This window comes from Streptomyces sp. AC550_RSS872 (genome assembly GCF_019049285.1).
Lineage (GTDB): Bacteria > Actinomycetota > Actinomycetes > Streptomycetales > Streptomycetaceae > Streptomyces.
In genome coordinates, this window is record NZ_JAGMUL010000053.1 from 1 (window position 1) to 12,701 (window position 12,701).

Genomic DNA, 12,701 nt, shown 5'->3' on the forward strand with positions numbered 1-12,701 from the left:
GCGCCCCCCGCACCCACCCCCGCAGATCCCTCAATTGGCCCGCGTGGCTCGCGGACCCCAGGGCCCTGACCCACGATGAAGGCTCAGGGCCGAAACCCGCGTTCGCGCTGGTGGACACGGACGGCCGCCGCTTGCTCCCGCGAAGGAAGGGTCTGCCGGATGACCACTTCGCCCTACACATCCCAGTCGGCGTTCGACGGCTCCAGGATGCGAGTCCTTCTGCTGGTCGACCTCCACGAAGGCGCCGAGCGACAGTTCCTGGACGCGTACGAGCAGATGCGCGACCGCGTCGCGTCCGTCCCCGGCCACCTCGGTGACCAACTGTGCCAGTCCCTGGAGAACCCGTCCCAGTGGCTCATCACGAGCGAATGGGCCACCGCCCCGCCGTACCACGCCTGGGTCAACAGCGACGAGCACATCGACACGGTCCGGCCCCTGACCCGCTGCGCCCGCGAGATCCGCTCGCTGCGCTACGGCATCGTCCGTGAAACCGGCGGCACCCACCCCCGCACCGGCGGCCTCCAGAGAGACGTACGCGTCGGCGACGGGGTCATCCGCCACGCCCTGACCTTCACCGTCAAACCCGGCTCCGAGTCCAAGGTCGCCGAGATCCTCGCCGGCTACGCCCCGCCGGAGGCCCGCGTCGACGACACCACGCGACTGCGCCGCACCACCCTGTTCCTGCACGGCAACCGGGTCGTCAGGACCGTGGAGGTCGAGGGCGACCTCACGACGGCGCTGCGCCACGTCTCCCGCCAGCCCGAGATCCGGGCCGTCGAAGAGGCCCTCAACCCGCATCTGGAGCAGCACCGGGATCTCACCGACCCCGAGTCCGCCCGGACCTTCTTCGCCCGCGCCGCCATGCCCCCCGTCCACCACGTGACGCGCGGCGGCCCGGAACCGGCCGGCCTCACCCGGCACGCCCTCTACTACCCGGCCAAAGAGGGCTGCGGAATGGCGCTGGCCCGGTTCCTCTCGACCCAGGACGAGACCGCGGCGGCCGACCCGGCCGGCCCCGTGCACCGCAGCACCGTCTTCCAGCGCGAGGACATCGTCGTCCGCCTCATCGACGTACGGGGTGACCCCGAAACCGATCCGGCCATGGCGCTCGGCATCCAAGGCCCGAGGAAGGCCGCCGTGCTGGCCCGGCTGCTCGACGGCGACGCGCTCGGCGTCGAGGGAGCGCTCAGGGGCGAACGGGAGGCGACCCGCCTCCTCTCGCACGCCGGCATGGCACTGATCACCGACCGCAGGGCAGCGCAGTCCTGACCGAACAGGGAGTCGCACAGGGATCCACACAGCGACCCACCCCCATCGAACGACCTGGAGACAGACCATGGACAAGATGCGCCCGCGCGTCGTGGACCTCAACGAGATCGAGCCCAACCGCAAGCGCGGCGGCGACCTGCGCACTCTGCTCACCCCTGTCACGGTGGGTGCCACGAGCGGCTTCATGGGCCTGGCCATCATCCAGCCCGGCGAACGCATCAGCGAGCACTACCACCCGTACTCCGAGGAGTTCATCTACGTCGTCGAGGGCAGACTGGAGGTCGACCTGGACGGAGAAACGTTTCCTCTCCGCTCCGACCAGGGCCTCATGATCCCCATCGACATGCGGCACCGCTTCCGCAACGTCGGCGACGAGGAAGCCCGCATGATCTTCCATCTGGGCCCCCTCGCCCCGAACCCGAAGCTCGGCCACGTCGACACCGAGGCCCCGGAGATCAGCGACGACGTCCAGGCATACCCGCTCGTCCAGGGGGAGGGTGCGCAGCCGGAACGCCCAGGGGTGCTGTCATGACCCGGCGCGTGGCGGTCACCGGCATAGGCGTGGTCGCCCCGGGCGGCATAGGGGCGCCGGCGTTCTGGGACCTGCTCTCCAACGGCCGTACGGCCACCCGTGGCATCACCCTGTTCGACCCCGAGGGCCTGCGCTCCCGGATCGCCGCCGAGTGCGACTTCGACCCCCTCGCGCACGGCCTCGCCACCGACGTCGTCGAACGCGCAGACCGGTACATACAGTTCGCCCTGGTCGCCGCCCAGGAGGCCGTCGCCGACAGCGGCGTCGACTTCGCCGCCGAGGACCCCTGGCGGGTGGCAGTCTCCCTGGGCAGCGCGGTCGGCGGTACGACCCGGCTCGAACACGACTACGTCCTCGTCAGCGAACGCGGACAGCGCTGGGACGTCGACCACCGCGCCGCCGAGCCGCAACTGCACCGGGCGTTCTCGCCCAGCACGCTGGCGGCCGACGTCGCGGAGCGGTTCGGGGCCCAGGGACCGGTGCAGACCGTGTCCACCGGCTGCACCTCCGGACTCGACGCCGTGGGATACGCCTTCCACACCATCGAGGAGGGCCGCGCCGACCTCTGCATAGCCGGCGCCTCGGACTCCCCGATCTCCCCGATCACCATGGCCTGCTTCGACGCCATCAAGGCCACCTCCCCGAACAACGACGACCCGGAGCACGCCTCCCGCCCCTTCGACGCCCACCGCGACGGCTTCGTCATGGGCGAGGGAGCCGCCGTACTCGTCCTGGAGGAACTGGAGCACGCCCGCGCGCGCGGCGCGCACGTCTACTGCGAGATCGGCGGCTACGCCACCTACGGCAACGCCTACCACATGACCGGACTCACCGGTGAGGGCCTGGAGATGGCCCGGGCCATCGACGACACGCTCGACCACGCGCGCGTGGACCCCACCGAGATCGACTACGTCAACGCGCACGGCTCGGGCACCCGCCAGAACGACCGGCACGAGACCGCCGCGGTCAAGAAGTCACTGGGCGCCCACGCCTACGACACCCCCATGAGCTCGATCAAGTCCATGGTGGGCCACTCGCTCGGCGCGATCGGCGCGATCGAGGTCGTCGCCTGTGTGCTCGCACTGGCCCGCCAGGTGGTCCCGCCGACGGCGAACTACGAGACCCCGGACCCCGAGTGCGACCTGGACTACGTCCCGCGCACCGCCCGCCCGCGCAGGCTCGACAACGTGCTCTCCGTGGGCAGCGGCTTCGGCGGGTTCCAGTCCGCGGTGCTCCTGACGGGGCCGAGTGGGAGGAGACGACGATGAGCGGTCGACGCACCCGGCACACCGCGGTCACCGGCCTCGGCGTGGTCGCGCCCAACGGCCTGGACGCGGACACCTACTGGAAGTCCGTCAAGGAGGGCGCGAGCGTGCTGGACCGGATCACCCGGGACGGCTGCGAGCACCTGCCGCTCCGGGTCGCCGGCGAGGTCCGCGGATTCGACCCCTCGGCCCTCATCGAGGAGACCTTCCTCGTCCAGACCGACAAGTTCACCCACTTCGCGCTGGCCGCCGCCGACGCCGCCCTCCAGGACGCGGGGCTGAGCAGCAGCGCCGCCGACTCGCCGTACTCCGTCGGCGTGGTCACCGCGGCCGGGTCCGGCGGCGGTGAGTTCGGCCAGCGGGAACTCCAGAAGCTGTGGGGACAGGGATCCCGGTTCGTCGGGCCGTACCAGTCCATCGCCTGGTTCTACGCGGCCAGCACCGGCCAGATCTCCATCCGCAAGGGCTTCAAGGGCCCCTGCGGGGTGGTGGCCAGCGACGAGGCGGGCGGCCTGGACGCCGTCGCGCACGCCGCCCGGGCCGTGCACCGGGGGACCGACGTGGTGGTGGTCGGGGCCGCCGAGGCGCCGCTCGCCCCCTACTCGGGAGTCTGCCAGCTCGGCTACCCCGAGCTCAGCACCGAGGCGGACCCGGATCGCGCCTACCGCCCCTTCACCCAGGCGGCCTGCGGTTTCGTACCAGCCGAGGGCGGTGCCGTACTGGTCGTGGAGGACCTGGAGCGGGCCGGGCGCCGGGGCGCCTTCGTCCGGGCCACCGTGGCCGGACACGCCGCCACCTTCACCGGCGCCTCGCGCTGGGACCGGTCGCGGGAAGGGCTCGCGCACGCCGTCCGCGGCGCCCTCGACGAGGCCGGCTGCGCACCGGAGGAGATCGACGTGGTCTTCGCCGACGCGATGGGCGTCCCCGAGGCGGACCGCGCGGAGGCGCTCGCCCTCGCCGACGCCCTCGGCCCGCACGGCACCCGCGTGCCGGTGACCGCCCCCAAGACCGGTATCGGACGGTCGTACTGCGGGGCGCCGCTGCTGGACATCGTGGCCGCGGTACAGGCCATGGAGCACGGGCAGATACCGCCGACGCCGGGCGTCTACGACATCTGCCACGACATCGATCTCGTGACCGTCAGGCCGCGCCCCGCCGAGCTCCGCACCGCCCTGGTCCTCAGCCGGGGACTCATGGGCTCCAACGCGGCGCTCGTCCTGCGTCGTGGCCCCGGATCCGCCGTCTGAACAGAACACCAAGGAGAACCCGCATGACCACCGACGTGACCCAAGTGACCGTCGAGGAACTGGCCGCCCTGATGAAGAAGGCCGCCGGCGTGACCGTCGACCCGCAGGAACTTCAGCGCCGGGCGGACACACCCTTCGGCGAGTTCGGACTGGACTCGCTCGGCCTGCTCGGCATCGTGGGCGAGCTGGAGAACCGGCACGGCCGGGCGCTGCCCACCGACGCCGAGCGCTGCAAGAGCCCCCGCGCCTTCCTCGACCTCGTCAACGGCGCCCTCACGACAGGAGCCTGAAGTGGCCGGACACACCGAGAACGAGATCACCATCGCCGCACCCGTCGACCTCGTCTGGGACATGACGAACGACCTGGACCGCTGGCCCCAGCTGTTCAGCGAGTACGCCTCCTGCGAGGTGCTGTCCCGCGAGGGCGACACCGTGACCTTCCGCCTGACCATGCACCCCGACGAGAACGGCAAGGTGTGGAGCTGGGTGTCGGAGCGGGTCGCCGACCGCGAGAAGCTCGTCGTCCGCGCCCGCCGGGTCGAGACCGGCCCCTTCGAGTACATGAACATCGTCTGGGAGTACGAGGAGACCCCGGCCGGCACCAGGATGCACTGGACGCAGGACTTCGCCATGAAGCCCGACGCCCCGGTCGACGACGCCGGGATGACGGAGATCATCAACCGCAACTCGCCCATCCAGATGGAGCTCATCCGCAAGCGTGTGGAGGACGCATGCACCACGCACTGATCGTCGCCCGCATGGCCCCGCAGTCGGCCAAGGACATCGCCGACGTCTTCGCGGCCTCCGACCGCGGCGAACTCCCGCACCTCGTCGGGGTGACCAAGCGCTCCCTGTTCCAGTTCGGCGATGTGTACATGCACTTCATCGAGGCCGAGCAGGACCCGGGACCCGCCATCGCCAAGGTGGCCGGACACCCCGAGTTCGTCGACATCAGCAGGCGGCTCGAAGCGTTCGTGAGCCCGTACGACCCGGAGACCTGGCGGAGTCCGAAGGACGCGATGGCGCGCTGTTTCTATCAGTGGGAACGCTGAACGAAGAAGGCCGCCGCCCGCGCTGACCGAGCGCGGGCGGCGGCCCTTCCCTGCATACGGCTACGGACGTGCGAGCCCCGGCATCAGCCGCAGCGCGTTCTCCCGGTTGATGCCCTGGAGCTGCTGCTCCGAGAGGAACGGGTCGCCGTCCAGCGCGGGCGTCACGCTGTCGACGATGACGTGCGCCGGAGTGGGCGGCCAGTCGGTGCCGAAGAGGATGCGGTCGGGGTCGACCGTGGCCAGCAGGGTGGGGGTGGCCGAGGGCGACATGGGGCCGGCGGTGTCGAAGTAGAACCGGTGCAGGTGGTCACGGACCCGGCCGGGCTCGATCGGCGGGTTGAGCTTTCCGCCGAAGAGGTCGAGCCGGGTGGCCATGTAGGGGAGGAAGCCCCCGCCGTGCGGAAGGATGAAGCTGAGGTTCGGATAGCGGTCCAGGGTGCCGTTGCGGATGAGGTTGATGGCCGCACGCGTGGTGTCCAGCAGGAAGTCGCACACGAAGGGCGGCATCCCCGGCAGCCCCTCGCCCCCGTCCTTGCCGGGGACCGCCACCTCCATGGGGTGCGTGCTGATGACCGCGGACCGGTCGTTCAGCTCCTGGAGCAGACGGTCGTGCGACTCGTCGCCGAGGAAGACGCCGTTGACGCTGGTCCGGGTGCTCACCCCGATCGCCCCGAGCTCGTCGAGACCGTGGCGCACGCTCCACGCGGAGAGCTCCAGGTCGTCGAGGAACACGGGGGTGAAGAACGCGAAGCGCGCGGGATTCGCCTCGACGACCTCGGCCGCGGCCCCGAGGGCGACCCGGGCGCTCTCCTGCCGTTCGGTGCGCTCACGGAACCGGCCCAGCATCGCCACGGTCATGACGGAGGTGCCGATGCCCGTCTTGTCCATGATCTCCAGCGCCGCGTTCAGGTCCCAGCGGGTCCACCAGGGCAGCTTCTCGCGGTGGACGACACCTCGCTCCTCCGCCCAGTCCAGCCAGGCCGGCGCGGTGAAGTGGTGATGGACGTCGATGCGTCCGGCAAGGGTCATGGCAGCGTCCTAGTCTTGGATTCGGTACATCCGGGTTCCGGCGAGGTCAACGCGCGACCAGCCACGACGAGCCCGCGGACGAAGAGCGGCCCGTCGCGGCACTCCCGCCGGAGCGCTTGCGTCAGTCACGGCACAACACGCTCTGAAGCACGTTCGTCAGGACGCGGTCGGCGTCCGGCATCGCGGCGTCCGCCCGCCAGGCCACGAAGCCGTCCGGGCGCACCAGCACGGCGCCGTCCTCGGCCGTGCCGTGCAACTCCGCCCAGTCGGCGTCCGTGTCGGGCGCGAGGTCGTGATCGGGCCCTGTGCCCACGAGGTACGCCTCGATGGGCACGCCCAGGTTCAGCGAGGCCCGCTCCACCGCGGTCCGCCACTTCTGGCCGCCGGACCCGGCGAGCAGCACGAAGGAACGCTCGTACAGATCGAGCGTGGAGATCCTCATGTCGCCGCGCATGACCCACATATGGGGCGCACGGCTGCCCGGCTCACCGCCCAGCTGGAAGGTGTCGGGCACGATCGGCTGATCCGCGTGGGCGCCCACCACGGCGTTGGACGCGTACCGGTAGCACAGGGCGACGGTCATCAGGTCCGCCGGATCGTTGTTGCGTCCAGCGGCGGGGCTGAAGCCCGGGTGCTGTTCGTCGGCGGCCTGCACGCACGCGCGCGTGCCGGTCGCGAGGGCGACGGGCCGGCGTTCGAGCTCGTAGCTGTCGAGCAGCGACGGACAGGCCCAGCCGCGCAGCACCGCGGCGAGCTTCCAGGCGAGGTTGTGAGCGTCCTGGATCCCGGTGTTGGAGCCGAACGCCCCGGTGGGCGGCATCTCGTGGGCCGAGTCGCCGGCCAGGAAGACGCGGCCCGCGCCGTAGCTGTCGGCGACGCGCTTCGAGGCGTGCCAGGGGGCCTTGCCGGTGATCTCGACGTCGATGTCCGGCACACCGACGGCCGCGCGGATGTGTGCCGAAAGCCGCTCGTCGGTGAAGTCCTCCAGTTCCTCACCCCGGTCGGGATACCAGGGAACGTGGATCACCCAGCGCTCCTTGTTGTCCACCGGCAGCAGGGCGCCTTCCCCGTCGGGGGCGGTGACGTAGCAGACGACGAACCGCCTGTCTCCGACGTGGTTCTTCAGGGTCCTGCTGCGGAACGTCACGCTGACGTTGTGGAACAGCTCCCCCGGCCCCGACTGGCCGATCCCCAGATGGCCCCGGACGGGGCTGCGCGGGCCGTCGGCGGCCACCAGGTACTCGGCGTCCACGGTGCGCATCTCGCCGGTTTCCCGGTTCCTGATCTCGGCCCGAACGCCGTCCGCGTGCTCCGTGAAGGAGAGCATCTCCGAGTTGAAGCGGATGTCGGCACCCTGCTCGCGGGCGTACTCCAGCAGCACCGGTTCGAGATCGTTCTGGCTGCACAGGCACCAGTCCGAGGAACTCACCCGGGAGATGTCCATGCCTCCGGAGATGTCCCCGATGATCCAGCGGCGCTGCTTCCCGGTGAGTCGGTCCACCTGGAGGATGCCGTCGTTGCCGGAGAGAACGCGGGCCGCCTCCCGGATGCGTGACTCCAGGCCGGCGGTCCGGTAAATCTCCATGGTGCGCACGTTGTTGCCGCGACCACGCGGGTGTGTGGAGGTCGCGGCATGCCGCTCCACGAGCAGGTGCTCGATTCCGAGGCGCCCCAGGAAAACCGAAGTGGAAAGACCCACCAGGGATCCGCCCACGATGAGGACTGGTACAGATTCCGCTTCGTGTCCGCTCACGTCGACGATGTTTACCAAGCAGGACTGCCACACACACGTGTTCCGGCGAGCCGACCCATATGGACCAGCATCGTTTGCGACGCGGTGTCGCCCGGGAAACTGTGGCTCCGACCACGGAAATTCACGCCGACCCGGGGACCAGTCATGACGCAAGCATTCGCATCCGAGGAATCAGAGGCACTGTCACCCGAGGAGGCCGCGGCAGCGGCCTCGAACTGCACCCGGGAGTTTCGGGCCAACCCGCATCCCGTGTACGCCGCGCTCCGGGAGAAGGCGCCGGTCTGCCCGCTGTCGCCGCCGCACGGCGTCGAGACGTACCTCATCACGCGTTATGACGACGCCCGGGCAGCCCTCGCCGACCCGCGGCTGAGCAAGGACATGTACGGCGCCATCGACGCCTACCACCGCATCTTCGGCGACTCGTCGATCGCGCTCGACGACAACATGCTCTTCTCCGACCCGCCGAAGCACACCAGGCTCAGAAGAATCGTCGGGAGCACCTTCACTCCGAAAAGGGTGGAATCACTGCGGACGCGCGTCCAGCAGATCACCGACGAACTCCTCGAACAGTGCCCGAAGTCGGGGCCGGTGAACCTGCTCCCGGAGTTCTGCTTTCCGCTGCCGCTCCATGTCATCTGTGAACTCCTGGGCGTCCCGGAGAACGAACGCAAGCAGGCTCAGGAATGGTCCGCCACCGTCGCGCAGACCGGTTTCGGACCGGAGGCGCGAAAGAAGCTGGAAATCGCCGAGGGAAACCTTCGCGACTATCTCGTCGAGCTGTGCGCACGCAAGCGGCAGGAACCCGACGGTGGTCTGCTCAGCGCACTCGTCACGGCCCAGGACCAGGAAGGCGCGCTCACCGACCACGAACTCGTCTCGACGGCGTGGGTGCTCCTCTTCGCCGGCCACAAGTCGACGGCCTACCAGATCGGCAACGCCGTCTACCACCTGCTCAGCCGGCCGGACCAGAAGGCTCTGGCGCTGCGGGACGCGAACTCCATGAACGCGGCCGTCGAGGAGATCTTCCGGTTCGAGACCTCCGTGGAGAACTCGACCTTCCGGCACGCGAAGGAGGACATCGTGATCCGGGACGTGCTCATCCCCAAGGGTGCCCTCGTCCAGATCTCGATCACCGGCGCCAACCGCGACCCGGAGATGTTCGCCGCGCCCGAGGAGCTGGACGTCCAGCGCCCGAACGTCCAGGCGACCCACCTCGCCTTCGGCTACGGCCCGCACTACTGCATCGGCGCACCGCTCGCCCGGCTGGAGATGCAGCTCGCCCTCACCTCGCTCTTCGCCCGGTTCCCGCGCATGACCCTCGCGGTGGCACCGGAGGAGGCGCGGTGGATGACGGTGCCGTTCCCCGCCTTCCGCGGGCTGGCGGAACTGCCCGTCGTCCTCGACCCTTCCTGACGCAGAGCACCGTGCATCCCATGGAACGCGTGCGCGTCCTGCGACTGCTCCACGTGCGCGAGGGCCGCGAGAGCGACTTCGTGGAGTCCTACCAGTCCGTCCTGAAGCGTGCCGAGCGCTTCCCCGGACACCTCGGCGAGCAGCTCTGCCGTTCCCTGGACGATCCCGCCCGCTGGCTGCTCACCAGCGAGTGGGAGAGTCTGGAGTCCGTCCAGCGGTGGCGGACCGACCCCGCTCACCAGGCCCTGGTCGGACCGATGAACGCCTGCCTGCACGACGACCGGTCGACGTCCGTCTTCCGGATCAGGGACCTGGTCGACCTGGCGGGCGAGTAGAGCGGCCGACCGAAAGGCGAGACAGGGCTGACCGGCATGTGACCGGCCGGTAAGGTCGGTCGCGTGCCGAAGCCGCTCAGTCTTCCCTTCGACCCCATCGCGCGCGCCGACGAACTCTGGAAGCAGCGCTGGGGCAGCGTGCCGTCGATGGCCGCCATCACCTCGATCATGCGCGCACAGCAGATCCTGCTCGCCGAGGTCGACTCGGTGGTCAAGCCGTACGGGCTGACGTTCGCGCGGTACGAGGCGCTGGTGCTGCTCAACTTCGCCAAGGCCGGGGAACTGCCGATGTCCAAGATCGGCGAGCGGCTGATGGTGCATCCCACGTCCGTGACGAACACCGTCGACCGGCTGGTCAAGTCCGGCCTGGTCGACAAGCGGCCCAACCCCAACGACGGGCGCGGCACGCTCGCCTCCATCACCGACAAGGGCCGGGAGGTCGTCGAGGCGGCCACCCGCGACCTGATGGCCATGGACTTCGGGCTCGGGGTGTACGACGCCGAGGAGTGCGCGGAGATCTTCGCGATGCTGCGGCCGCTGAGGGTGGCGGCACACGACTTCGAGGAGAGCTGACCTTCGGGGCCGCCGTCCAGGAGAGGCGACCCGGGGGCCGGGGCAAGATCTCCCGGAACGGGTGGTTACGCTCGTACGCATGAAGAAGAGCGTCCTGACCCGCTACCGGGTGATGGCCTACGTCACCGCCGTCATGCTGCTCGTGCTGTGCACCTGCATGGTGTTCAAGTACGGCTTCGACAAGGGCGAGGACGTCACCTTCGCCGTCTCCCAGGTCCACGGCTTCCTCTACATCATCTACCTGGTCTTCGCCTTCGACCTCGGCTCCAAGGCCAAGTGGTCCTTCGGCAAGCTGCTGTGGGTGCTGCTCTCCGGGACGATTCCCTTCGCCGCCTTCTTCGTCGAGCGCAAGGTGACCGCCCAGGTCGAACCCCTGGTCAACGGGCCTTCCCCGGCCGTCGCCAACGCCTGACGCAACCGCCGTACCGACGCGTACGGCGGTTCTCCCATCGACATTTACTTGGACGTCCTAGTAAATTCGAAGGTATGGACGCTGAAGCCATCGAGGAGGGCCGCCACCGCTGGCAGGCCCGGTACGACGCCGCACGCAAGCGCAACGCGGACTTCACGACGCTCTCCGGGGATCCCGTGGAGCCGGTGTACGGCCCCCGGCCCGGAGACAGGTACGAGGGCTTCGAGCGGATCGGCTGGCCCGGGGAGTACCCCTTCACCCGCGGGCTGTATCCGACCGGCTACCGAGGGCGGACGTGGACCATCCGGCAGTTCGCCGGGTTCGGGAACGCCGAGCAGACCAACGAGCGCTACAAGATGATCCTCCGCAACGGCGGGGGCGGACTCTCGGTCGCCTTCGACATGCCGACGCTCATGGGCCGCGACTCCGACGACCCGCGCTCGCTGGGCGAGGTCGGGCACTGCGGGGTCGCCATCGACTCGGCCGCCGACATGGAGGTCCTGTTCAAGGACATCCCGCTGGGCGACGTGACGACATCGATGACGATCAGTGGCCCGGCCGTCCCCGTCTTCTGCATGTACCTGGTGGCGGCGGAGCGCCAGGGCGTCGACCCGGGCGTGCTCAACGGCACCCTCCAGACCGACATCTTCAAGGAGTACATCGCCCAGAAGGAGTGGCTCTTCCAGCCCGAGCCGCACCTGCGCCTCATCGGCGACCTCATGGAGTACTGCGCGGCCGGCATCCCCGCCTACAAGCCGCTGTCCGTCTCCGGCTACCACATCCGCGAGGCCGGATCGACGGCCGCGCAGGAGCTCGCGTACACGCTCGCCGACGGGTTCGGGTACGTCGAGCTGGGCCTCTCCCGTGGCCTGGACGTCGACGTCTTCGCCCCCGGCCTGTCCTTCTTCTTCGACGCGCACGTCGATTTCTTCGAGGAGATCGCCAAGTTCCGCGCCGCCCGCCGGATCTGGGCGCGCTGGATGCGGGACGTGTACGGCGCGCAGACCGACAAGGCCCAGTGGCTGCGGTTCCACACCCAGACCGCCGGTGTCTCGCTGACCGCGCAGCAGCCGTACAACAACGTCGTCCGTACGGCCGTGGAGGCGCTCGCCGCCGTCCTCGGCGGGACGAACTCGCTGCACACCAACGCCCTCGACGAAACCCTCGCGCTCCCCTCCGAGCAGGCCGCGGAGATCGCCCTGCGCACCCAGCAGGTCCTCATGGAGGAGACCGGCGTCGCCAACGTGGCCGACCCGCTGGGCGGTGCCTGGTACGTCGAGCAGCTGACGGACCGGATCGAGGCCGACGCCGAGAAGATCTTCGAGCAGATAAAGGAGCGGGGCCTGAGGGCCCACCCGGACGGGCGGCACCCGATCGGTCCGATCACCTCCGGCATCCTGCGCGGGATCGAGGACGGCTGGTTCACCGGGGAGATCGCCGAGTCGGCCTTCCGCTACCAGCAGTCGCTGGAGAAGGGCGACAAGCGGGTCGTCGGCGTCAACGCCCACACCGGCTCCGTCACCGGCGACCTGGAGATCCTCCGGGTGAGCCACGAGGTGGAGCGCGAGCAGGTACGAGTGCTCTCGGATCGCCGGACGGCACGGGACGAGTCGGCGGTCCGGACCGCCCTCGACGCCATGCTGACGGCCGCCCGCAGCGGCGCCAACATGATCGAGCCGATGCTGGACGCGGTGCGGGCCGAGGCCACCCTGGGCGAGATCTGCGGAGTCCTGCGGGACGAGTGGGGGGTGTACACGGAGCCGGCGGGCTTCTGAGGCGCCCTGCTGCCGCTCGGGGACCGGTTCAGGGCCGGCTCAGGGA

At 69.8% G+C, this 12,701-nt stretch carries 14 protein-coding genes; 12 read left to right on the forward strand and 2 right to left on the reverse strand.

Annotated features, from left to right (window positions below; translation table 11 throughout):
* Positions 1–159: 159 nt before the first annotated feature.
* The 7 genes from KUM44_RS22280 to KUM44_RS22310 all read left to right on the forward strand — a co-directional run bounded on the left by KUM44_RS22280 (position 160) and on the right by KUM44_RS22310 (position 5,365).
* Positions 160–1,269 carry a SchA/CurD-like domain-containing protein gene (locus KUM44_RS22280; protein WP_217210286.1) on the forward strand — a complete coding sequence of 370 codons (1,110 nt, stop codon included), beginning with the start codon at positions 160–162 and terminating at the stop codon, positions 1,267–1,269.
* Between the two features lie 67 nt (positions 1,270–1,336).
* Entirely contained in the window at positions 1,337–1,801 is a 465-nt protein-coding gene (locus KUM44_RS22285; RefSeq protein WP_217210287.1) for a cupin domain-containing protein, read from the forward strand.
* A complete protein-coding gene (locus KUM44_RS22290) occupies positions 1,798–3,069 on the forward strand; it encodes a beta-ketoacyl synthase (RefSeq protein WP_217210288.1) in 1,272 nt (423 codons plus the stop codon). Before KUM44_RS22285 ends, KUM44_RS22290 begins: the two co-directional genes overlap by 4 nt.
* Positions 3,066–4,313: a ketosynthase chain-length factor gene (locus tag KUM44_RS22295; RefSeq protein ID WP_217210293.1), complete on the forward strand. Its 1,248-nt coding sequence runs from the start codon at positions 3,066–3,068 to the stop codon at positions 4,311–4,313. The genes KUM44_RS22290 and KUM44_RS22295 overlap by 4 nt, the downstream gene beginning before the upstream one ends.
* Positions 4,314–4,336: 23 nt before the next feature.
* On the forward strand, positions 4,337–4,603 hold the full coding sequence (locus KUM44_RS22300; protein ID WP_217210296.1) for an acyl carrier protein: 267 nt from the start codon (positions 4,337–4,339) through the stop codon (positions 4,601–4,603).
* 1 nt (position 4,604) lies between these two features.
* The gene (locus KUM44_RS22305) at positions 4,605–5,060 is read left to right on the forward strand and encodes an SRPBCC family protein (RefSeq protein WP_217210298.1); all 456 of its coding nucleotides are present in this window, start codon (positions 4,605–4,607) and stop codon (positions 5,058–5,060) included.
* Positions 5,045–5,365, forward strand: coding sequence for a TcmI family type II polyketide cyclase (locus tag KUM44_RS22310; protein ID WP_217210300.1), 321 nt, complete (start codon positions 5,045–5,047; stop codon positions 5,363–5,365). Before KUM44_RS22305 ends, KUM44_RS22310 begins: the two co-directional genes overlap by 16 nt.
* A 60-nt stretch (positions 5,366–5,425) precedes the next feature.
* Here KUM44_RS22310 and KUM44_RS22315 read toward each other — a convergent pair whose 3' ends face one another.
* Together KUM44_RS22315 and KUM44_RS22320 are read right to left on the reverse strand one after the other, a co-directional pair.
* A complete protein-coding gene (locus tag KUM44_RS22315; protein WP_217210302.1) occupies positions 5,426–6,394 on the reverse strand; it encodes an amidohydrolase family protein in 969 nt (322 codons plus the stop codon).
* A 121-nt stretch (positions 6,395–6,515) separates the two neighbouring features.
* On the reverse strand, positions 6,516–8,147 hold the full coding sequence (locus tag KUM44_RS22320; protein ID WP_217210304.1) for an FAD-dependent monooxygenase: 1,632 nt from the start codon (positions 8,145–8,147) through the stop codon (positions 6,516–6,518).
* A 144-nt stretch (positions 8,148–8,291) separates the two neighbouring features.
* Here KUM44_RS22320 and KUM44_RS22325 point away from each other — a divergent pair, with 144 nt between their 5' ends.
* The 5 genes from KUM44_RS22325 (at position 8,292) to KUM44_RS22345 (ending at position 12,655) form a co-directional block, all read left to right on the forward strand.
* Entirely contained in the window at positions 8,292–9,560 is a 1,269-nt protein-coding gene (locus KUM44_RS22325) for a cytochrome P450 (RefSeq protein ID WP_217210306.1), read from the forward strand.
* A gap of 20 nt (positions 9,561–9,580) precedes the next feature.
* Entirely contained in the window at positions 9,581–9,895 is a 315-nt protein-coding gene (locus KUM44_RS22330) for an antibiotic biosynthesis monooxygenase (RefSeq protein ID WP_217210308.1), read from the forward strand.
* A 63-nt stretch (positions 9,896–9,958) separates the two neighbouring features.
* Complete coding sequence (locus tag KUM44_RS22335) at positions 9,959–10,468, forward strand: MarR family winged helix-turn-helix transcriptional regulator (protein WP_217210310.1); 510 nt, start codon at positions 9,959–9,961, stop codon at positions 10,466–10,468.
* A gap of 79 nt (positions 10,469–10,547) precedes the next feature.
* Complete coding sequence (locus tag KUM44_RS22340; RefSeq protein WP_217210312.1) at positions 10,548–10,880, forward strand: DUF3817 domain-containing protein; 333 nt, start codon at positions 10,548–10,550, stop codon at positions 10,878–10,880.
* A 74-nt stretch (positions 10,881–10,954) separates the two neighbouring features.
* The gene (locus KUM44_RS22345; protein WP_217210314.1) at positions 10,955–12,655 is read left to right on the forward strand and encodes a methylmalonyl-CoA mutase; all 1,701 of its coding nucleotides are present in this window, start codon (positions 10,955–10,957) and stop codon (positions 12,653–12,655) included.
* The last annotated feature ends 46 nt before the right edge of the window (positions 12,656–12,701 follow it).